This window comes from Collinsella sp. AM29-10AC (assembly GCF_003469085.1).
Lineage (GTDB): Bacteria > Actinomycetota > Coriobacteriia > Coriobacteriales > Coriobacteriaceae > Collinsella.
Map to the genome: position 1 here is coordinate 121,972 of NZ_QSKB01000002.1, position 23,045 is coordinate 145,016.

Annotated in this window: 16 protein-coding genes; 4 read left to right on the plus strand and 12 right to left on the minus strand. The window is 59.9% G+C overall.

Annotated elements, in window-relative coordinates; genetic code table 11:
• Positions 1 to 111 precede the first annotated feature (111 nt).
• The 4 genes from serB to DW754_RS01515 all read left to right on the plus strand — a co-directional run bounded on the left by serB (position 112) and on the right by DW754_RS01515 (position 3,114).
• Complete coding sequence (gene serB / locus DW754_RS01500; RefSeq protein ID WP_117758229.1) at positions 112 to 747, plus strand: phosphoserine phosphatase SerB; 636 nt, start codon at positions 112 to 114, stop codon at positions 745 to 747.
• Positions 748 to 861: 114 nt separating this feature from the next.
• The gene (gene larB, locus DW754_RS01505) at positions 862 to 1,644 is read left to right on the plus strand and encodes a nickel pincer cofactor biosynthesis protein LarB (RefSeq protein ID WP_117758230.1); all 783 of its coding nucleotides are present in this window, start codon (positions 862 to 864) and stop codon (positions 1,642 to 1,644) included.
• A gap of 10 nt (positions 1,645 to 1,654) precedes the next feature.
• A complete protein-coding gene (locus DW754_RS01510) occupies positions 1,655 to 2,572 on the plus strand; it encodes a LarC family nickel insertion protein (RefSeq protein WP_117758231.1) in 918 nt (305 codons plus the stop codon).
• A gap of 2 nt (positions 2,573 to 2,574) precedes the next feature.
• Positions 2,575 to 3,114: a TetR/AcrR family transcriptional regulator gene (locus DW754_RS01515; protein ID WP_117758232.1), complete on the plus strand. Its 540-nt coding sequence runs from the start codon at positions 2,575 to 2,577 to the stop codon at positions 3,112 to 3,114.
• Positions 3,115 to 3,417: 303 nt separating this feature from the next.
• On the opposite strand, the gene larD is transcribed toward DW754_RS01515, so the two are convergent.
• The 12 genes from larD to DW754_RS01575 form a co-directional block, all read right to left on the minus strand.
• Complete coding sequence (gene larD / locus DW754_RS01520) at positions 3,418 to 4,149, minus strand: D/L-lactic acid transporter LarD (RefSeq protein ID WP_117758233.1); 732 nt, start codon at positions 4,147 to 4,149, stop codon at positions 3,418 to 3,420.
• Between the two features lie 49 nt (positions 4,150 to 4,198).
• Positions 4,199 to 5,476, minus strand: a complete 1,278-nt coding sequence (larA, locus tag DW754_RS01525; RefSeq protein WP_117778829.1) for a nickel-dependent lactate racemase — start codon at positions 5,474 to 5,476, stop codon at positions 4,199 to 4,201.
• A gap of 501 nt (positions 5,477 to 5,977) precedes the next feature.
• Positions 5,978 to 8,791, minus strand: a complete 2,814-nt coding sequence (locus tag DW754_RS01530; RefSeq protein WP_369832158.1) for a phosphoenolpyruvate carboxylase — start codon at positions 8,789 to 8,791, stop codon at positions 5,978 to 5,980.
• Positions 8,792 to 9,047: 256 nt separating this feature from the next.
• Positions 9,048 to 10,361, minus strand: coding sequence for a histidine--tRNA ligase (hisS, locus tag DW754_RS01535; RefSeq protein WP_117757833.1), 1,314 nt, complete (start codon positions 10,359 to 10,361; stop codon positions 9,048 to 9,050).
• A 303-nt stretch (positions 10,362 to 10,664) separates the two neighbouring features.
• Complete coding sequence (locus tag DW754_RS01540) at positions 10,665 to 11,420, minus strand: MFS transporter (protein ID WP_117758236.1); 756 nt, start codon at positions 11,418 to 11,420, stop codon at positions 10,665 to 10,667.
• Positions 11,421 to 11,512: 92 nt separating this feature from the next.
• Positions 11,513 to 12,811 (minus strand): M20 family metallopeptidase, encoded by a 1,299-nt coding sequence (locus DW754_RS01545; protein ID WP_117758237.1) that lies wholly within the window; start codon positions 12,809 to 12,811, stop codon positions 11,513 to 11,515.
• 116 nt (positions 12,812 to 12,927) lie between these two features.
• Entirely contained in the window at positions 12,928 to 13,911 is a 984-nt protein-coding gene (locus DW754_RS01550; protein WP_117758238.1) for a DMT family transporter, read from the minus strand.
• Between the two features lie 199 nt (positions 13,912 to 14,110).
• Entirely contained in the window at positions 14,111 to 16,300 is a 2,190-nt protein-coding gene (locus tag DW754_RS01555; RefSeq protein WP_117758239.1) for a YhgE/Pip domain-containing protein, read from the minus strand.
• The gene (locus DW754_RS01560) at positions 16,301 to 19,075 is read right to left on the minus strand and encodes a YhgE/Pip domain-containing protein (protein WP_233508829.1); all 2,775 of its coding nucleotides are present in this window, start codon (positions 19,073 to 19,075) and stop codon (positions 16,301 to 16,303) included.
• A 537-nt stretch (positions 19,076 to 19,612) separates the two neighbouring features.
• Positions 19,613 to 21,637 (minus strand): molecular chaperone HtpG, encoded by a 2,025-nt coding sequence (gene htpG, locus DW754_RS01565; protein WP_117758241.1) that lies wholly within the window; start codon positions 21,635 to 21,637, stop codon positions 19,613 to 19,615.
• 202 nt (positions 21,638 to 21,839) lie between these two features.
• A complete protein-coding gene (locus tag DW754_RS01570; protein WP_117758242.1) occupies positions 21,840 to 22,343 on the minus strand; it encodes a GNAT family N-acetyltransferase in 504 nt (167 codons plus the stop codon).
• Positions 22,344 to 22,382: 39 nt separating this feature from the next.
• Complete coding sequence (locus DW754_RS01575; RefSeq protein WP_055250497.1) at positions 22,383 to 23,033, minus strand: tyrosine-protein phosphatase; 651 nt, start codon at positions 23,031 to 23,033, stop codon at positions 22,383 to 22,385.
• Positions 23,034 to 23,045: the final 12 nt, after the last annotated feature.

Below are 23,045 nucleotides of genomic sequence, written 5' to 3' on the forward strand. Positions count from 1 at the left end.
TCCTGCCCAAAGACTTGACGGAGACGAAACAATTGACGCGGCCTGGCCGTCGCACAGGCGTGCGGCGTGCGACAATGTGCCCCAATACAACTGCACTCGGAAAGGCCCGCCATGACTGCACGCCTCATCGTTATGGATATCGACTCCACGCTCATCAACCAGGAGGTCATCGACCTGTTGGGCGAGGAGGCCGGCGTGGGCGAGCAGGTAGCGCAAATTACCGAGCGCGCCATGCGCGGCGAGCTTGACTTTAAGCAGGCGCTCGAGGAGCGCGTGGGGCTGCTCGCCGGCCTGGACGAGAGCGTGTTCGAGCGCACCTTTGAGCGTGCGACATTTACCCCCGGCGCGCTGGAGCTTGTGCGCTCGGCGCATAGCAAGGGCTGGAAGGTCGGCGTGGTAAGCGGTGGCTTCCACGAGGTTGCCGACAAGATCGTGGCCGCCGCGGGCATCGACTTTTGCCTGGCTAACCGCCTGGAAGTCGTAGACGGCAAGCTCACCGGCAAGCTGGCGGCAGACACCGTGACCAAGGAGTCCAAGCTCATCCAGCTGCTAGATTGGGCAGTTGAGTGCGGCGTCGATATGGCCCACACCGTCGCGATCGGCGACGGTGCCAACGACATCCCCATGATTCAGGCCGCGGGCACGGGCATCGCGTTTTGTGCCAAGCCCAAGACGCGCGAGGCCGCCCCGTTTGCCATCGACGAGCGCAATCTGATGCTCGCCATGGACATCATCCTGCGCGACTAGCCAATCCGTCTAGCAATTGAATCAGTCTGTCCTATAGTTTCCGAACAATTCTGCTTTAGTGTTCGGAAACATACCCTTTGAGTGCTAAACTTTGCGCCGTCGAAGGGAACATATATGGATAAGCGAGATCTAGAGCAGCTGCTGAGCGATGTTGCCGGCGGAGCTGTCACCCCTGCCGACGCCCTCACGCGCATCCAGACGGCTCCGACCGCCGATTTGGGCTTTGCACAGCTCGACCTTTCGCGCGGGGTGCGCCAAGGAGCCGGCGAAGTTGTCTACGGCGCCGGTAAAACCGCCGAGCAAATTGCCGCCATTATCAAAGCATTACTCGATGCCGGCCAGGAGCGCATCCTGGTCACGCGCCTGGACGACGAAAAGGCAGCCCGCACCTCGGAGCTCCTCGGCAACGGCATCGACCTGGGATATGTCCCGGACGCCCAGCTCGCCCTCGTGGGTGGCAAGCCCTCCCCCAACGGCAACGGACGCATCGTCGTCGCCTGCGCCGGCACGAGCGACCTGCCCGTTGCCGAGGAAGCCGCGTTGACGGCCGAGTTCTACGGCAACGAGGTCGATCGCCTCTACGACGTGGGTGTCGCCGGCCTGCACCGCCTGCTCGCGCATGCTGAGGAACTTGCCCAGGCGCAGGTGGTCATCGCCATCGCCGGCATGGAAGGCGCCCTGGCGAGCGTCATCGGAGGCCTTGTGAGCTGTCCGGTCATCGCCGTCCCCACCAGCGTGGGCTATGGCGCGAACTTTGGCGGCGTGGCCGCACTGCTCGCCATGCTCAACTCCTGCGCCAGCGGCGTTTCGGTCGTCAATATCGACAACGGCTTTGGTGCCGCCTACCAGGCAAGTCTTATCAATCATCTGAGCGCCGGCACGTCCTGCGCCCGCTAAGGAGCATTTCATGTCCAACCATCAGCACACGCTTATCATCGACGGCACCTCGGGCATCAGCGGCGACATGACCGTCGCGGCCCTGCTCGACCTGGGCGCCAGCGAGGAGCACCTGCGCGAGCAACTTGCCACGCTGCCAGTCGACGGCTTTGCGGTCGCTGTCACGCGCGTAAACAAGCATGGCATCGACGCCTGCGACTTTGATGTTCAGCTGGCAGAGGAGCTCGAGAACCACGACCACGACATGGCCTGGCTCTACGGCAACGAAGCGGGCACCGAGCACACACATGAGCATGAGCACCACCATCATGATCATGGCGAGCACGAACACGAGCACTGCCACGAGCATGACCATGAGGCCCACGGTCATGGCCACGAGGGTCACCATCACGCCCACCACCATCACCACCGTTCTTTGGCGGATGTCACCGCCATCATCGATGACTCGCAGCTAAGCGATGGCGCCAAGCGTCGCGCGCTCGCCATCTTTACCGCGCTCGCCGCCGCCGAGGCCAAGGCCCACGGCAAAACGACCGAGACCGTCATGTTCCACGAGGTGGGCGCCATCGACTCCATCGTCGACGTCTGCTCTGTCGCCATCTGCCTCGATGACCTTGGTATTGAGGACATCGTGGTCGAGTCGCTCTCCGAGGGTCACGGCACCATCCGCTGTGCCCACGGCCTCATGCCCATTCCCGTCCCCGCTGTCGTCAACCTGTGCCAGGCGGGCAATATCGCCCTCACGCCCGCACCGGTCGCCGGCGAGCTCGTGACGCCCACGGGCGCCGCCATCGTCGTCGCACTGCGCACGTCCGAGCACCTGCCGGCCCGCTACCGCATCGAGGCCGTCGGCTACGGCGCCGGTAAGCGCCCCTACGAGGGTTGCTCCGGCACGCTCCGCTGCCTGCTCGTTCACACGGACGCATAGCCATGGATGCCCGCAAGGCAAAAAGCCGCGCCGCCATCGTTGCAGCATTCTCCGAGCTCCTTCGCGAGGAGGACTACGGCAAGATCACCGTCGGCGACATCATCGCTCACGCCCATGTGGGTCGAGCCACGTTCTACGGTCTCTTCAAGAGCAAGGATGACCTACTGTCCGAACTTGTGAGCGACATCTGCACCCACGCCCTCGACGACGATGGCACACCGCTCGATGATCCGCTCGTACAAGTCGAACATATCCTCAACAACCTCTGGGAACGCCGCCAGGGCGTACGAGCCCTCGTAGCCGGCGCCGGCTCACGCGTCTTCGCCGACTGCTTACGCAAGACCATCATGTCACGAGCAGCCGAAACCGTCCCCACCGACCCAAACGGCCCCGCCGCCACCATGGACCGAAGCTTCCTACTACACCACATAGCCTCAAGCTTCGTAGGAATGGTCCAATGGTGGGCCTGGCACAACTTCCAAGCAGACAAAGCCGAAGTAGCCAAAGACTACCTATCAGCCATTAAGCCTCTCTTCAGCTAAGTAAGAAGCCCATCCCAAAGCATCGCCCCAACCCAAGCCGCCACGCATCCCAAAGTGTCACTCGCGCTTCAACGCCCCTACCAGCAACAAGCCCCTCCCATCCAAATTCAGATTTATATGTTGGGTTGCTTGTTCCAACGCGACTAAGATCCCGCAGCTGTCCGCATGGGGTAACTTCCCAGCGCATTCCGCAGGACGAAAGAACCCCCGCCGCACGAAGTGCGCAGCGGGGGTTCTTTCATGTCCGAGGACGCGCTGGGAAGTTACCCCATGCGGACGGCGGACAACCTATGTAGCCTTGGACTAAAACATGCCCAAGAAACCATGCACAAACAGCGCAGCCACAATGGCACCGACAAACGGAGCGATGCCAGGAACAAGCAGGCCGTACTTCCAGTTGTTGTCAGCCTTGTTCTTGATCGGCAGCACCTGATAGGCCATGCGAGGACCAAGGTCACGAGCCTGGTTCATGGCGAAGCCGGTGATGCCGCCCATGCCCATGCCAACGGCCCAGACAATCAGGCCGACGCAGATGGCGAGCAACAGAACGTTCTCACCAGCACGGCTAGCAGCAGCAAGGATGGCGCTGATAAACACGAAGGTGCAGATAGCCTCGCAGAAGAAGTTGCGGGCATAGTTCGTGCCCTCGGTGGTGGGGTTGGTCGAGAAGATGTTGCGCTGAGCAATGGGATCGACGACACCCTCGGAAGCCTTGAACTCATCGGCATACATAAACCAAGCGATCACGGCACCCACAAAGCCGCCGAGCATATCGGCAAGCATGAAGGGGATGCAGTTGCCCCACGGCACCAGACCGACGATGCACTGGGCAAGCACCATAGCGGGGTTCATGCACACGGCGCCGCCAAAGACAAACAGGCAGACCGAGATGCCAAAAGACCAGGTGGTGATGGCAAACATATGGCCAGAGCCCTGATACTTGGTGCCTTTGAGCACGGTATCGCAGTGCACGCCCACGCCAAAGACGATCATGAGGGCCGTCGCGCCGAATTCGCAGAGGAGTTTGGTAAGCATAAAACCTTATCTTTCTTGTCGGTTATAAACGATTCGTTTGGGCCACGCACTAGTGCTGCGCGACGACAACGCCCAGGCCATCGGGAATGACGGCAACCTTGGCATCGGCACCCTTCATCTCAAAGGCGAGCTTGAGCGCCTCCTCGATAGTGTTGACCGGCGTCATGTGCATATCCTTGAGCATCTGGTGATCGCACAGGTCGGTGACCATGATCACAGGGTGATGCGCCAGGATGCGGGCAAAGATCTGGCTCGTCCACTGATCGGGCAGGGTCTCGTCCTTAGGACGATCGATGCAGGCGCGCTCAAACTCTGCCGGATCGTTGTCGGCGATGTTGTGATAGAAGCCCTCGCCGCCGTGACCGTCGGCACAACCGGCGACGTCGATGATCACGCCGCCCTCGGGAAGCGTGGCCTCGGCAGCGCACATGCCCTTCACAGCCTGATAGATGTTCTGATCGAGGGGGTAGCCGCCGTTAGTGGTAATGGCGATCTCGCACTCGACGGGCTCAACGCCGGCAAGGCTCTTCACGAACTCGCAGCCAGCCTCGTGCGCCTTGTGGATGTCGCCGGCAAAGGAGCCAATGACCTCGTGCTTGCCGTTGAGCACCACGTTGAGCACAAAGGCAAGGTGAGCCATCTCGGCAGCGGCAAACATATCCTCGCTCACGTGATTGTGGCACAGGTTGCCGGCACGCGAATGGGAATCGTTCACAAACTGACCGTTGTGGTTGTACATGATGGTCTTGTAGCTGGCGATACCGGGAAGGACGGACTTACGGCTGCCAGAGAAACCGGCAAAGAAGTGCGGCTCAATGAAGCCCTCGGCAAGCAGCAGATCGCAATCGGCAGCAATCTTGTTGATGATGCACTCGCCACCAGAAGGCAGGGTGCCGATCTTTTTCATCATGCTGTCATCAGTCGCGACGTGCATAACGATTTCCTCGTTGGCAACGATCTCCTCGCCATACTTGTTGACGAGCTCCTCGTGCGTCGACGGACGGTGCATGCCCGTAGCAACCAGAATACGCACACGGGCCTCGGGCGCAGCGGCATGAATGTGATGCAGCAGAATAGGCATCGTCACACGCGAGGGAACGGGACGCGTATGATCGGAGCTAATGATGACAATATCCTTCTTGCCAGCACAAAGCTCCTCGAGCGAAGGCGAGCCGTAAGGGTTGGCAAGCGACTCCTCCACCAGCTCTTCCTGCGATTTCGTGGTCTTAAACTCGTTTTGATGACCTTCCATCACGCCCGCGAAGTTCTTATCCTCGAGTTCCAGATGCAACGTCTTGTGGTCAAACGGCAGTTCACATTCAAACAATGACGAGCGCCCTCTTCCTTTCAACTGACACACTAGATAAACCGTTGGAAGGATACGCCGCTCACCGAAAAACACCACCGTCCACCGACTCATTAACACAACGTTCATATTTGACCCAAAACAGAGCGGCCGCGATCCCAAACGGGACCGCGGCCGCTACAGTCGTAAGTCGAGAAGCGCGCCATTATTCCCCCAGCCAGTAATCCACCGAAGACCGGACATCGTAGGGCCCGCCATCAGCTTACTTTTAGGCACACTCCGCAGGACGCAAGAAGCCCTCGCCGCACTCCACATTAGGCGCGAAGCGCGCCATTCTCCCCTCAGCTGTAATCCCCGAAGACCGAGGACGAAGGGACCCGATGGGTTTCCCTCTGAATGCATTCCGCAGCACGAAGCCCCCTTATCCGCAGCTCCGAAGGAGCAGGATAAGGGGGCTTCAAGTGCGAGGACGCATTCAGAGGGAAACCCGTCGGGTCCCGGTGAGAGCCACAGGGCTATCGATTACCCCGTGTTTTTCAATCCTGCCGAGACGCCGGTCACAGTCGAAAGAATCAGGCTCATGTACTCGGCCTTCTTCTCCTCGGCCATCTCGTCCTGGTTCATGCGCACCTCGCGAAGGGCGCGAACCTGGGCGATAGACAGGGCGTCGACGTAGGGGTTGCGCACGCGGACGGCGCAGCCGAGCACGCGGCGGCGCTGCAGCGGCCACTCGTCACCGACGATGGCAAGGACCCACTTACGCGTGAGCTGCATCTCGGTGAAGACCTTCTCGGACAAATCCTGGCGATCGCCTAGGTGCAGGTACATCTTGGCGATGCGCTGGTCGGTCTTGGCGATCGACATCTCGATGTTGTCGATAAAGGTGCGGAAGAACGGCCACTCCTGGTAGGCAGCCTTGAGCTGGTCAAGGTCGCCAAACTGCTCGCAGGCGGTGCCCAGGCCGTACCAAGCGGCCAGGTTAATGCGCGCCTGGCTCCAGCTGAAGATCCACGGAATGGTACGCAGGTCGTCGAGCGACTTGGCACCCAAACCGCGCTTGGCCGGGCGCGAGCCAATCGGCAGCAGACCGACCTCGGTCAGCGGCGTCACGGTCGAGAACCACGGTGTAAAGTCCTCGGTGTTCAGCAGGTCCAGATAGCGCTCGTGGCTTACGGCGTTGAGCTTCTCGGCCATATCCCAGAACTTCTGCGTGGTCTCGGTGTTGGTCTTCTCGACGCTCGGGGCCGACTGCAAAAGCGTTGCGGCGGCAACGGACTCAACATGGCGCTGAGCCAGCGTGCGGTTGCCGTAACGGGCAAAGATGACCTCGCCCTGCTCGGTGAGCTTAAAGAAGCAGTTGACCGAACCCTTGGGCTGCGCCAGCACGGCCTTGTTGGCCGGGCCGCCACCACGGCCCACGGCACCGCCGCGACCGTGCATGAGCACCAGGTCGATATCGTTCTTCTCGGCCCACTTGGCAATGCGCTCCTGCGCGGAGTGCAGCGCGAGCATGGCCGTGGTAGGACCGGCATCCTTGGAGGAGTCGGAATAGCCCAGCATGACCTCCATGCGGCGGTTGGTCTGGGCAAGGCGCTTTTGCACCACGGGCAGCGTAAGCATCTGGTCGAGCACGTCGACGCAGCCCTCGAGGTCCTCGAGCTGCTCGAACAGCGGGATCACGTCGAGCTCGGGCACGTCCTCCTCGTGCGCAAAGGACAGGTGGGCAAGCTCAAAGACGTCGGCCACATGCTGAGCGCTCTTGGTGAACGAGATGATGTAGCGGTGCGCCATCTTCTTGCCGTAGCGCTTTTGGATGGAGCCGATAGCGCGGAAGGTGTCGATGACCTCGCGCGTCATGGGCTGCAAATCACCATGGATACCGTTCTCGTGAATATCCTTGAGGGCGCGGGCGTGCACCACGGAGTGCTGACGGAACTCCATCTCGACCATATGGAAGCCGAAGGACTCGACCTGCCAGATGATGGTCTGGACCGGGCCGTAGGCAGCACGGACGGCACCGCAGGCGGCCAGGGAGCGCTGAACGACGCGCAGGTCATCCAAGAACTCGTCTGCGCTGTGGTACATGGTGTCGGTGATGCGACGCACGGTGGCGTTCAGACGGTCGGCCATGACGAGCATGACGGCGCGATGCGGCTCGTGCTCGGAGATCAGCTCGGCGCGTGCGGTGTACTGGGTGCTCATCTCGACCTGATGGTTCCACAGGTTGATGAGCTCGGCAGACGGCTTGCTGTAGGTGGCCTCGAGCGTGAGGTTGCGGCCGATGCGGCGGCACTTGTCCTCGAGCTTGAGCACCATGTGGGTGAAGTACTTGGCGGCGACCTCGCGGCTCACCTTGGCGGTGACGTTGGGGTTACCGTCGCGGTCGGAACCGATCCAGCTGCCGGGATGGAAGAACGCCGGGCACAGCGGCGGCACGGTACCCGCCTTGTCGCCCAGCACCCAGTCGTCAAAACGACGATAGATAACGGGGATGACGTCGAACAGCGTGTTATCGAAGATGTCGATGATGGTATCGGCTTCCTCGACCGGCGTGGGCTTCTTGAGCGCGATGGGGCTCGTACGCACCAGGGCGTCGATTTCCTGCAGCATATGGCGCTCGTTCTCCACCAGGTCGGAGCCGCCCAGGCGCGGACGCTCCTCCAGCAGGTTGGAAATACGGCGAATCTTGCCCTCGACGGCCTTACGACGGGCCTCGGTGGGATGTGCGGTAAAGACAGGGTGGAACTCCAGCTTGTCGAGCAGCTCGTTGGCGCCCTCGACACCCATCTCGTTTACCAACTGGTGATAGGCGACGGTGAGCTCGTTGGCGGGATCGACCTCGGTATCGGTCGATGCGCCGGCCTCGCGCTCGCGCAGCTGCGCCACGCGGTAGTTCTCCTCCGACAGGTTTGCCAGATGGAAGAAGCTCGTAAAGGCGCGGACGATAACCTGCTGCTTATCGAGCGGCAGACTGTCGATCAGATCAACGACCTCGCGAAACGCCACGGCGGTGGGCTCGTCGGCAGTGGGCACGCCCTGCTCGTCGACGGACTCGTCGGCAGCACGGGTGCCGGGGTTTCCGGCGTTGGCCACAATCTCGGCTGTCAAAATCTTGTCGAACAGGTCCGCGATCTCGGGATCATACTCGCTAAGCACACGGCGCTCCAGGCGCAAGAACAGCGCCAGATTGTCGCGCAGCTCCTCGGGGATCTCGATCTCAGCGAGACGCTCCTTGGATTCGGCATTCGAGCCGATTCGGTTAACGAGGCGGTTGACCACGGCAGCGACGCGCGCCGCGGCTTCGGGTACAGACTGGTTGCTTAGGTTCTCAGCCACGTTTCCTCCCATTCCTCCTTCTATGCACGTAACATGCGGTATTCATTATAGGCGCTTGCGAAATACTTTCGACACTGATTGCGCTTTACCACACAAAAGTATTTTCTGCATTGCAAGGGTTTTGCTCTAAATGGTCGTATTTCTCGGTGGACGGCATACACAAACGGGGGCATTCCGCATAAATGCGAAACACCCCCGTAACAATCGCTCGCAATGGACGAGACACTCAAGCGGACCCGCAGCTCAAAATGATGCGCTACAGGCGCTCGCGAACCGCCTCGACGACGTTGGCCAGATCGGCAAGGACCTCTTCATGGCTCTCCATGTCGCGCACCTTGACCTTGCCGGCGGCAAGCTCGTCGCCACCCAGGACCAAAATGAGCTTGGCGCCAACCTTGTCGGCCTGCTTAAACTGAGCTTTGAGCGAACGACCCTGGTAGTCGGCCTCGGTCACGATGCCAGCGGCGCGAAGCTCCTGCGTGATGGCAAAGACGTTCTGGCGCAGCTCCTTGCCGGCATTGGCGACGTAGACGCACGGGGCCTCCTCGGCACCCAAGTCGTTACCAAAGGCCTGCAGGGCCAGCAGGGCGCGCTCAAAACCGACAGCGAAGCCGACGCCCGCCGTGGGCTTGCCACCCTCGAGCTCGACCAGACCGTCATAGCGACCGCCGCCACCAATGGAGCCGACACCGGCGCCGGGAGCCTCGACCTCAAAGACGGTACGGGTGTAGTAGTCCAGACCACGCACCAGTGTGGGATCCTCGACATACTCGATACCGGCGGCATCCAGATAGCGCTTGACCTGCTCGTAGTGCTCGCGGCACTCGTCGCACAGGTTGTCGCCCATCAGCGGCGCGTCGGCCATGATCTCGCGGCAGTGGTCGTTCTTGCAGTCGAAGGCACGCAGCGGGTTGAGCTCGGCGCGCTCGCGGCACTCGTCACACATCTCGTCAGCGTGATCGAGGATAAACTGCTTGACCTGCTCGCGGTAAGCCGGACGGCACTGAGCGTCGCCCATCGAGTTAATGAGCAGACGGAGCTTGGAAAGATCGAAGCCCAGGCGCTTGTAGAACTCCATGAGCATGATGATGCACTCGGCGTCTGCCGCCGGATCGGGAGCGCCGAGCCACTCGATACCCACCTGGTGGAACTGACGCAGGCGGCCCTTCTGGGGACGCTCGCCGCGGAACATGGCCTCGGCGTAGTAAGCCTTAAACGGCGTGGAGCCCTGGGGCACCAGGTTGTTCTCCACGACTGCGCGCACCACACCGGCCGTGCCCTCGGGACGAAGCGCCAGGCGCTGCTTGGGCTTGAGTTTTGTGTCGGTGCCCTCGGTAAAGACGCGCTCCAGGTTGGCGCCGCTAAAGACGCGGAACATCTCCTTGCGCACGACGTCGGTCGACTGGCCGATGCCGTGGACAAAGACGTCCACCTGCTCGATCGCGGGCGTCTCGATGGGTTTAAAACCAAACGGCTCGAACACGCCGGCAGCGATCTGCTGCATCTTTTGCCAAGCGCGCATCTCGGCGCCGATAAGGTCGCGGGTTCCCTCCGCCTTCTGTGCCTGCATGGGCAAACACCTTTCTTTTGTATCGCGTCATAGGTAGTGGACATTATACGGCACAAAGCAGCAACGCGGCGGCGTGTCTGACCGAACGAGGGTATGGGGACTCGTTCGGCCAGACGCGCCGCCGCGGTTTGTGATCCCTTTTCCTCCGTCCCCTTCGGATCACGTGATCCCTTGGGGACGGAGGAAAAGGGATCATTTCGTAGGCCCGTGGCTGCCCTGGAAACCGAATGACGGTACGAGCATCCATTCGGCTTCCAGGGCAGCCACGGGCAGAACAGACAAACAGGAATAGGCGGCGACCCGCTACTCCCCCGCCACGCTTGCGCGCAGCTTGGCGGCGATGGGCTCGGATGCCAGCAGGAACACGAGCATGACCACGGAGCACGCCAGGCACACGATCCAGGTGCTCGCAAAGGAGCCCGTGGCATCGAACAGCACGCCCGAGACGATAGCGCCCACGGTGCCGCCGACCATCTCGAGCGAGGTAATGGTGCCCGTGACCTTACCGAGGTCGGCCATGCCAAACTGCTTGGACGCGGCGATGGTAGGCGTGATGGTGCCCATGCACGTTCCAACACCAAAGCTCACAGCAGCGACAATAGGACCGAGGTCCGTCGTCGGGAAACACAGCGCCACGCAGGCGATAATGCACGCAACGGAGCCAAGGATATTGCCAAAGCGCAGGCCAAAGCGGTCATAGATCGCACCGAGCGAAATCTTGGCGATAACGACGGTAACCATGTAGGCCGAAAGCACGGTGCCTGCCCACATGGGGTCGTGGCCGCCCGTGACGATCTTGGCACCGTTGACGGTAACACTCGTCATGTTGGTAACCTGGTTGGGCAGGATGGCGCCATTGACCAAGCCCATAAAGAGGAAGGCGACGACGAGCAGCCAAAATGCCGGGCTCTTCTTGATACGAGACCAGCCGACGCTAACCTCGGGCGCCGTGTGCTCGTCCTTGTCGCCAGCCGTCGAGACGGACGGATCGCCCGGGTTCTCGCCGAGCGGCTTAAGGCCAATCTCGGAAGGCTTGGTGCGGAAGGAATAGTCATGCAGTTAACGAAAATGGTGTAGCACGTGGCCATGATGACAAAGCCGGAGGCCACCACGAGCCAGCCGGGGAAAAATTTACTTTGCTGGGACATGGATTACTCCTTGTGGTCCGCAATGTATCCGAAAGCGACGGCGGCATAAGCCGCGGCGCCAAGGGGAAGCTCGGCATCGCTAAAACGTGCCTTGGGATGATGCTGAGCAAAATGCTCGTCCGTATCAGTCACAGCAGCGCCCACGGTAAAGTACGCGCTCGGGATCTCGCTCGAGATCAACGCGAAGTCCTCGCTCGCCATGGCGTGGAACAGCGGCAGGAAGGCGGACTTGGGCAGCACCGCGCCCACGTAGCCAAGCGACGCCTGCGTCATGCCGTCGTCGAGTACGAGCGGGGGAACATCCGAGAGTGTCTCGATAGTCGCCGGCGTACGATAGGTCGTGGCAACGCCTTTGACGACCTCCGCGATGCGGGTCTTGAGGCGCTCCATGAGCTCGACGTCGAAGCCACGCAGCGTTCCCTCGAGCACACAAGTGTCGGGGATGACATTTGCGGCCTGACCGCCGGCGAACTTGCCAACGGTAAGCGCGACCTCCTTGGCCGCCGGCACCTCGCGGGAGATGAGCTCCTGAAGCGCCAGATGCACATGGACGCCGGCCGTGATGGGGTCGATGCAGATCTCGGGGCTCGAGCCATGGCCGCCCTTGCCCTGAAGCGTGATGCGAAAACCGTACACGCCCGAGAGCGCCGGGCTGCCGTAGAGCACCAGGCCAAGCGGCGACTGGCTATTGACATGCATGGCAAAGGCGACCTGAGGGCGCGGGTTCTGCAGCAGACCATCGGCGATGGCGGCGCGGGCACCCTCAAAGGTTTCCTCGCCCGGCTGGAACAGCAACTTAACCGTGGCGTTGGCGTCGACAAGCGCAGACTCGCGGGCCTTGAGCAGGCGCGCCGCTCCAAGCAACGCCGTCGCGTGCATATCGTGTCCACATGCGTGCATGCAGCCGTTCGTAGAGGCGAAAGGCTCGCCTGACTCTTCGGCAACGGGCAGGGCGTCCATGTCGCCACGGAGCATGATGACCGTACCGGCCTGTTCGTCCGTGCAGACGCCATTGCCCTGGGCCGCGGCGGCACCGGCGCCGACAAGGCCCACGACACAGGAACCATCGACGAGCGTGGCAAATGGGATTTCCATCTCGGTCAGGCGCGCTTGAATATACGCAGAGGTCTGTGGGAGGCTATTACCCAGCTCGGGCACCTGGTGTAAATCGTGTCGCCACGCAGCGAGCTCGTCTGCAAAAGCCTGAGCTTCTGCAACGAGACCGTCACCGATAGCGGCCTGCGCCGCTGCGGTGGCCTTGGGCGCTGATTGCGGTTGAAGATCGGACTGAGCTGGTGCCATAAATGCCCTCCAGTAGCGTTTTTGCAGTAAGCACTTTGATAGCGTAAAGTGCAAGGTACAACTTTAAAGGCGAGGCATAAAAAACGCCGCCCCAGGAGGGCGGCGCAACAAGTTGTTTACAATTGCGGGCGAGATTTTCGGCGCAAGAAATCGAAATGCGTCTCGCTCAAGATAATCGACAAAAAGATGAGCGCAAAGCCGGCAAGCAGGCGCGAGGTGAGCGCCTCCCCCATCAGCAGCACCGAGAACAGCACGCCCGAGGGGGACTCCATCGAAAGGAGCAGCGAGCCCGTCGAGGCCGGGACGTGCGCCAATCCAACGTTTTGGACGAGCAGTGCCACGCACGTACAGCCCACCGAGAGAAAGGCCGCCACGCCGACAAAGCTCGGCGTCCACACGGACAGAGGCGCCTGAGTCTCGAATAGCAGCGACGTGATTAAGCTCAAAACGCCATTGCCCACAAACATCCAAAACGTGATGACGTTGATGTCCATCTTGCGGCCATACTTGCCGGTCACTGCCATCTGGATAGCAAAGAAGACCGCGCCGCCCAGCGTGATGACATCTCCAGCATTGAACTCGACGCTATCGAGTGCCACCAGGCCAATGCCCGCCAGGCACAGCAGTGCCGCACCCAGGTTATAGCGGGTGAGCTTTTCGCCGCTCAGGACATAGCTGGCAAACGGCACAAGGATACAGTACGTGCCCGTCAAAAATGCACTCTTGCCTGCCGTGGTCTGTGCCAGGCCAATCGTTTGCAGTCCGTATGCTCCCCACATGAGCGCACCCATGCCCAGCCCGACGATCAGGTTGCGGGCATTGAAATGAGCGATGATGCGCTTATGGAAAATAGCAAACATAACCAGTGATGCCGGGAGAAAGCGAACGTAGACCAGCTCGAACACCGGAATGGTATCGAGCGCATCTTTCATGGTGGTAAAGGAATAGCCCCAGATGACCGCCACCGAAAGCAGCAAGACCTTCCAGAAGAACGGAGAACGCGCGCCGGCGCCGCGGGAGGTGCCGCCGGCACCCAGGTCTTCGCGCGCTACAGGGCTATCGGGCATGTTTTCGATTTCATCAACGGCATTCTGAGCCATAGGGCATCCTCGCGCTCAGTCTGGGCGTGGTGTCCGCACGTGCATGGCCGCGTGCCGCCTCATGGTCAAATAAAACGGGGCGCACCGGACCCCCGGCACGCCCCGCTACTGTAGCAACAACCAGCGTTGCACCGCAATCCAGCCCACTAAAGCGTCAGCAAAGTGAACCTCGACGTTTTGTCAATGTCACGCTGTTGCACTAAATAAGCTTCGTGCTTTCAAGCTTTTCGATGATCCAGTCGTTGGCTTTGATGACCGGGCGGCGGAAGACGACGCCCAGTGCCAGCGACGGAATCAGATAGCTCGCCAGAATGCCTAGCTCAATCCAGTACTCCATATGGTAGGCGCCAGCCATGGCGGCATGCATGGCGTTGATGCCGTGGGTGAACGGCAGGAACGGATAGATCGCCTGGAACACAGGGCCGGTCATCTCGATGGGGAACGTACCGCCCGAACCGCCGACCTGCATAACCAACAGCACGACGGCGAGCGCCTTGCCGATATCGCCAAACGAAACCGTAAGCGTGTAGACGATATTGGAGAACACGAGACTCGCGACCCAACCCGCCAGCACAAATTGCAGCGGGTTGTCGCACTGAATGCCAAAGAACAGGATGTCGCCCGCGCACACGAGTGTCGCCTGCAGCAGGGCCAGACCTCCAAAGAACAGGTAGCGGCCCAGGTAGATCTCGTGCAGGCGCACGGGGATCAGCTCGTTGATGAGCTCATCGTCAACCGAGACCTTCATCATGGCCGCCAGTACAATCGAGCCCACCCACAGCGACAGAATCGTGTAGAACGGTGCCATGGCCGAACCGTAGTTGCGGATCGGATAGACCGGTTTGCGGTCGAGCGCGACGGGGCCGGAAAGCGACACGGCGAGGCCCTCGGGGTCGTTGCCAATCATTGTCTTAATCATGGCCAGGTCACCCGACATCAGGGCGCCATCGAGCTCGTCCTTAAAGGCGCTGATCTTGTCCGATGCCTCACCCAGCTGATCGGAAGCCTTGTTGACCAGCGTCGCAGCCTTGGAGAGGCCCTTTGCGAGCGAGCCAGAGGCGTCGGTCAGACCGCTCACGGCGCTATCCAAGTCACCCGAGATACCGTTCAGGGAATCCAGAACGCCCGAAATGGTCTTCTTGAGCTCCTTGGCCTTAACCGAGAACGTGGAATCGTAGTCGGACTTGGCTCCCGAGATACCCGCCTTGGCATCGGCGATGGCCTGGTCGACCTCGGCACGCGAGTTGTTGACCTCCGCCATGCCGTCCGAAAGGGACTTTGCGGTCGCCGTCAGGTCCTTCGCATTGTTGCGGTACTCCACGGCAATTCTGCCCAGCGACGTCGCAGCGGACTCGAGACCGTCTTTGAGCTTGTCATCACTTACCTGGTCGGCAAGGTTACGGAGCTGATCGGTCATCGCATCGATATCGTCAGCACGCGTATTGAGCGCCGCTGCGGCTTCGTTGAGCTGAGACACCGTAAGGTAAACATGCTGATTCGCGGCATCGAATGCCTTCGCAAGCTCGGCGGACACGTTGTCGAACGAGCCCGCGCTTCCGTCAATCGCCGCGTCAACGGCATCGTTGGCGGCCTTGAGCGCTTCCTTGGAATCATTGATGCCACTCTTGGCGTGCTCCATCAGCTGCTTCGTCGACTCATCAACGGTGCCCGTCTGCTTGAGCATGCCGCCCGCCGATGTCAGTGAATCGGACGTGGAGCTCAAAATGCCCGCGAGCGACGTCGCACTCGCCTGAACGTCCTGCAGGTCCTCGACCGAATCGCCCAGCGTCGAGGACAGATTGGCGATAAAGCTGCTCACCTGGTCGGTACTCATATAGTCGAGCAGGCTGGACACGGTCTTAAGGCCGATGGTCGTGATGGTCTTGGTAAAGGTCTCGTTGACCTGACTCTGGACGGCGCTCGAACCCTTTTCAGTCACGATCTGTGCGATGGCGTTGGCCTTCTGATTCTCATAGAACTCGATATCGGCGTGCTTCACCTCGGTCGAGAAAAGCGTCATCATGTCGGCGCTAAACGTTTTCGGGATAACGACGGCAGCGTAGTACGCGCCCGACTTAACGCCCTCAATCGCCTTATCACGGTCGTTGAGGACGACCCAGTCGAAGTTCTCGTTGCCGCGCAGGGTGGCGGTTACGTTTTCGCCCACGTTGACCTCGACGGGAATCAGATCGCTCTCGTAACCCTCATCGGTGTTGACCACTGCAATCTTAAGGTTGCCGGTATTGCCGTAGGGATCCCAGCTTCCGGCGATGTTAAACCATGCATAGAGACATGGCACGATGATCAGGCCCATCACGACGACCATGCCGATCACGGAGCGAGACACGTTTTGGACATCGCGCTTAAACAGGTGCAGGATGTTTTTCATTTATGCCTCACCTCCTTTAGAGTGCTTGCCAAGCGAGGTGGTGTCCCCGTCGTTTCCGTTTACGTTGTCAGCGCCGTCGGCATCTTGAGCCTTACGATGCGCACCGATATGCGACAGACGGCTCGTAGGCTGTTCGCCTCCCTTGGCGCCACGCTCGCTGGCGTTGAGACCAAACATGCGACGGGCGGCAGGGATGGCAGCCGTGTGCTCGCGCATCTCGCGGCGAAGGTCCTCGTCCGAAAGCGCCGAGATACGCATCTGGGTATTGAGGCTCGCACGGATGTATTCGATGTTGATGAGCCAGCCGCAGATGGCGATAACCGAAATGATCCAGATAACGAGCAGGATGATCTTGCCGTTATTGTCGATATCGAGCACCGTCGAAAGCACAAAGAGCAGAACCTGCACGCCTACCACGGCGGCAAAACCGCCCTTGATGTAGTACGGGTAGCGATGCTCAAACGCCACGGCATGATCGAGCAGCTCGCGACGGTACGAATCCGAATCGAGCATGACGCGCATGGCCGTGCGCAGCGAATAGCGCTGGCGCGGCAGGTCGTTGGACTCGCAGATCATGAGGCCCGTCGTGGAAAGCTGCTTGTCAAAGAGCAGGTTGAGGTTGAGCAGCAGCGGACGCAGCTGCAAGCCAATAAAGAGTGCGATGGCAAGGAACACGCCCAGGATGCACAGGTTGAACAGGTAGTTGAACGAATACATGCCACCGACGGTCTCGCGCAGCAGGTTGATGCCATAGGTGAAGGGCAGCAGCGGATGCAGCCATTGGAAGAAGCCGGGCATCATCTCGATGGGATACATGCCCGACGAGCCGGGGATCTGCACAATGACGAGGATGACGCCAATGGCTTTACCGATATGCTTAAACGTGGTGGACAGCGCATAGATGATGTTGACGTAGGTGAACGAAATAGCGATGCCGCCCAGTACAAAGAGCAGCGGATTGACGCACTGAACGCCAATGACCAGGTCGCCCACCGTAACGATAATGGCCTGGAACGCGCCCAGGATCACCAGCAGCAGCCAGCGGCCAAAGTAGCCCTGACGCGCCGTAAAGCTACCGATGCCCTCGCGGTCGACCTCGAGTTTATAGATAGCGATGAGCACATAGCCGCCTACCCACAGCGCCAGATTGGTGTAGAAGGGCGCGATGCCCGAGCCAAAGCTCTTGACCGGATAGATTGACTTGGACGTCAGCTCAACCGGAGATGCCATGAAATCTGCCACGTCATTGACGTCGACGTCCATGAGGTCGGCTAACTCGCCCATAGACTCAGAGGTCTGCAGCGCCGCAATGTCATTGGCGGCGGTCGCGAGCTTGTCCTGAACCTTGGCAAGGGAGGCGTCGGTTTGGGACAGCGTGGTCTTTGCCTGCTTGAGCGTGGCGTCGAGCTGCGCCAGCGTGCCGCGCGCGCTCGCTATCGTGGGGGTCATACCCGACACAATGCCGGTCAAATCGCCCGAAACGGCGGCAAAGGAGTCAAGCGCGCTCGAAGCCTTCGGAAGTGCGTTCTGACCCAGATCGGTCTGAGCCTGACCGAGGCTAGCCGTACCGGTCTGAATTGCCGCGTTGAGTGCGTTGCTCGCGTTCGAGATTGCCGTAGCGTCGTTTGCCATGGCGCTCGACTGTGCAGAAAGGCCATCCTTGATGCTCTGCAGCTTCTGGTTTTGCTCGCGAAGCGAATCGATGGTCGATACAATGCGCGCGTCAATTTCCTCGGAACCTGTCGACGTGTCATTAACGAGAATCTCCAAGTGCCCGATAACGGCCTTATTGTGATCGATCGTCGCCTGGAGAGACTCGAGCGAGTTGTCGATGCGGGTGGTCGTAGATGTGACCGTACCCGTTAGCTTGCCAATCGCAGCGTTCGCGGAGGCTGACGTCTTGGTGAGTGCAAGGCTACCTTCCGAGAGTGCCTTGGAGAGCGAGGTGATAGAGTTGCCCGCCGTGGCGCGAGCCTCGCCCAGCAGGTCGTTGCCCTGGGAGATTGCCTGCGTCAGCGACGGTGCCTGACCTTGCATGCCGGCAAGCGCCGCATCAGCCGAGGCGATAGCGCCACTCGTCTTATCGATGGCGGCATTCATATCGCCAATCGAATCGCGCACCTCACCCAAGGTGTCGGATGCCTCGGACACCGAACTTGTCAGCGAGTCCTGAGTCTGGGTTGCCTTGTCCTTTAAATCGATGCCGGCATCCTTGGCGATGCCCGCTACGGTCTCGCCCACCGTGGAGACAAACTCCGAGTTGATCTGCTCCTCGATGGTGTTGGCACCGGTATCGGTAACCTTGGGCGCAATGGCGCTCTTTTTCTCGTTGACGTAATAGGTCAGCTTAGGCTGATGGTAATTGCCATCGAGCATCGAGACGAGATTGTCGGAGAAGTTCTTGGGGATTACAATCGCCGCGTAGTATTCCCCGCTCTCGACGCCCTCTTTGGCATCGGCAGCCGAGTCGACGAAGGTCCAGCCCAGCCGATCGTTTTCCTTGAGCTGGTCGACCACCTTATCGCCCGCATTGAGCTCGCCCACTAGGTCGTTCTGGGTGCCCTGATCGTTGTTGGCGATAGCGATTTTAATGCCCTGGGTGTTTCCATATGGATCCCAGTTAGCCACGATGTTGTACCAAGCGTACAGCGAGGGGATAACGCACACGCCCAGGGTAACCACCAAGGCGACGGGGTTCACAAGCAGTCGCTTAATGTCGCGCTTGAATATCGCAAAGAAGACCTTTGCATCGGATAGTTTGCTGCCGAGACTCACGCTTGGACCATCCATCCTGTCGTTGAATCAAATCGTACTATCAACAACCATTGTACGTAGGCGCTTTAGCGTCTCGAAGCACAATGGTATTGAGTTTTGCGGGTAGCAATATACTACGAAGATTAGTTAACGTACAGTTGTACAGTATCTCAAATTTCAGCAGGTCGCAAAACCACAACCCGCACAAATTAACAATCCGAATAGTCATCGGGGGCGTTCTTAAACGACCAGTCAAACAAGAACGTCCCCAACGACTAATGGTGCAAGGAATGTCCCAAACTGCCGGCAGAAAAGGAACGTCCCCAAGTGCCACATTCCCCAACGACTAGTCATTTAAGAACGTCCCCAACGACTACCCATAACAACGCCGATGTTTTGGCGCAGACAGCGAAAGCCCGCCAGAGCGAGCAAGGTGCCTTGAAACGAGGCGGCATTGACCTTCTGGTCATGCCGCCGAAGTTGAAAGGCAGATTGCCGCTCTGGCGGGCTTGCAGCGTCGAGTGGTTACGCGGTTCGTAGAACCGCGTAACCCCCTAGTTACATCAGCTCGCAGACAGCCGCCGCGAAGGCAACGGGGTCCTCGGGGAGGATACCCTCGACCAGCAGGGCCTGATCGTAGAGCAGGCCGGAGTACTGCTTGATCTTGTCGGCGTCACCTGCCTTCTGGGCAGCGACAAGCTTGTCAAAGACCGGGTGCTTGGCGTTGAGCTCGAGCACGCGCTGGCTCTTGGGCATGCCGTCGGGCGCGCCCTCGGGTCCCTTCTGGAGCACCTTCTCCATCTCGAGCGAAAGCGGACCCTCGGTGGTGATGCAAGCGGGGGCATCGGTCAGGCGCGCGGAGACGGCAACTTTCTCGACCTTGTCACCGAGCGCCTCCTTCATAGCGCTAAAGAGGTCCTCGTTTTCCTTGGTGGCGTCCTCGGCCTCCTTCTTCTCGTCCTCGGTCGCCAGATCAAGATCGCCAGTCGCGACGTTCTTGAGCTCCAGGTGACGATCCTCGACCTCGGGCTCGGCACCGTCGGCAACGGCCTTCTCGGCAGCCTCGCGGGCGGCGTCGTCCTCGTAGATCTTAGGCATATCGGCGGCAACGTACTCACGCATAGCCTGGAACGTGAACTCATCCACATCCTGCGTCAGCAACAGCACGTCATAGCCGCGGTCGAGCACACCCTTTACCACGGGCATCTTGGCCAAGCGCTCACGCGAGTCGCCGGCGGCGTAGTAGATGGCCTTCTGATCCCCGGGCATGCCCTTGGCATACTCGGCCAGGGTAATCATCTTCTGCTCCTTGGCAGACCAGAACAGTAGCAGGTCGGCGAGCTCATCGGCCTTCATGCCATAGCTCGAGTAGATGCCGTACTTAAGACCGCGGCCAAAGTTCTCAAAGAACTTCTCGTAGGCCTCGCGGTCGTTGTCGCGCATATCCTCAAGATCGGCGGTAATCTTCTTCTCCACGCGCTTGGCGATGGCCTTGAGCTGACGGTTCTGCTGCAGCGTCTCACGCGAGATGTTGAGCGACACGTCGGCAGAATCCACGACGCCGCGGACAAAGTTGTAGTAGTCGGGCAGCAGGTCGTCGCACTTCTCCATAATCAGCACGTTGGAGCTGTAGAGCGCCAGGCCCTTCTCGTAGTCCTTGCTGCACAGATCGAACGGGGCGCGGCCCGGCACAAACAGCAGCGCATCGTACTCAAGCGTACCCTCGGCATGGAAGCTGATAGTGCGCGCGGGATCGTCAAAGTCGTGGAACGTGGACTTGTAGAACTCGTTGTAATCCTTCTGCTCAACGTCGGAGCTGCGCTTTTTCCAAATCGGCGTCATGGAGTTGATGGTCTCGAGCTCCTGGTAGTCCTCGTACTCGGGCTTGTAGTCGTCGCCGGCGTCCTCGGGCTTGGGTTTCTGGCGGCTCTTGCTCACCATCATCTGAATCGGGTAGCGCACATAGTTGCTGTACTGCTGAATCAGGCTCTTGAGGCCCCACTCGGTCAGGAAGCGATCGTAGGTCTCGGCCTCGCCGTCGGCGTCGAGCTTCTCGTTCTCGCGCAGCGTCAGGATGACATCGGTACCGTGCTCGGCGCGCTCGCCGTCTTCGATGGTGTAGCCCTCAAGACCATCAGACTCCCACACATGGGCGACATCCTCGCCGTAGGCGCGGCTGACGACCTTCACATGGCTGGCAACCATAAAGGCAGAGTAGAAGCCCACGCCAAACTGGCCGATGATGTCGACATCGGAGCCCTGTTGCTCGGCGTTCTCGGTCTTAAACTCCTCGGAGCCGGAATGGGCGATGGTGCCCAGATTGCGCTCGAGCTCCTCGGCGGTCATGCCAATGCCGTTATCCGAGATGGTAATGGTGCGGGCGTCTTTATCAAAGGAGACGCGAATAGCCAGGTCGCCCTGGTCGAGCTTGACGCTCGGGTCCTGCAGACTCTTAAAGTTGAGCTTGTCGACGGCGTCGCTCGCGTTAGAGATAAGCTCGCGCAGGAAGATTTCCTTATTGGTGTAGATGGAGTTGATCATGAGGTCGAGCAGTTTTTTGCTCTCGGTCTTAAATTGACGCATGTGCAGTCCTTTCGCGCTACCCCCGTCCGCAAAAACGGCCCGGTTGCCCGAGCCGCATCGCAGACCTGCTATGTTCAGACTTAGATTTTATAACCCATTAGCGCGCATATATACATACGGAATCGAAAAACTGTATGTCCAAACGTTCTGATGCGCCAATTGCCAAAGAGTGTCCCAAACTGCCGGCAGAAAAGGAACGTCCCTATCTGTCGCCCACGACCCGCTTGGCCATCCAAGCATGGGGCTGGCCCTCGTCTTCGTAGTCCAGCGGGGCAATCTGCGTGTAACCCGCCTTGGCATAGAGTGGTAGTACGTATTCCTGAGCATGCAGCTTAATGAGCTTGGCACCGGCATCACGCGCGGCGGCATCACTGGCCTCGACAATCTTGCTCGCCAGACCGCGACGGCGCATGCTCGGCAGCACGGCCACGCGCCCCATAATGTAGGTCTCCCCCGCCGCGACACCTTCGTCCAAGTCGCACGCCGGCGACACCGGAGCCTCTGCGTCAGCCGCGCGCTCAAGCTCTTCGGGAAACACGCGCGAGCAACCGGCAAGCTTGCCGTCTACATAGAGCGTCACATGAATGCAGTTCGGATCCTCGTCGATAGCGTCGAACTCATTCTCGTAGCCCTGCTCGTCCATAAAAACAACGCGGCGCACCAACGCCGCGTCATCAAAGCATCCCGTCTTAAGTTGGATATCCATGGCTGCCCTTTCATTCAATGCGAACGTTAGGGACAGATTTTAGCGAAAATGAGCTCCGCGCACGCTAAACTTCGCGCGAGCCTTCGCCAGGCAGTCGTAATGACCCACGTTATGGGCATCGCTCGCGATGAAGCTGTACAGGTTCTGATCGAACAGGCGCTGTGCCGGCTTTTTCTCGCGACCAAAGCGACCGCCGGCAATAAAGTCCGCCGAAGCCTGCAGCTTGCAGCCCATATCGACCAGGCGCTCCGCCACGCTTACATCCTTTTGAACCGCACGATAGCGCTCAGGATGAGCGATGATCACCTGGTAGCCACGGCACTGCAAATCGTAAATCGTGTTCTCGTACTCTCTAAACGCATACGCATCGGCATGCGTCGAAAGCTCGAGCAGAAACTCGTTGGTCCCATCGAAATGCAAGTGATCCGCGGCATCGATACCAAGCTCAACGAGCTTTCGATGGTTGACCTCGAAGCCCATCTGGAGCGGAAAACCGTCAGCGTTATCGCGCAGCAGCTCAAAGGCATCCCACATCTTGTCGTAATCAAAATAGGGATCACGGCAGTGAGGAGTGCAAACGATTCTGGTTACACCGGCCCGCTTGGCAGCCTCGAGCATCGCCAAGCTCTCTTCGAGATCGGCGGCGCCGTCGTCTACACCCGGCAAGATATGGCAATGAATGTCACGCATAGGTCAGCCTTA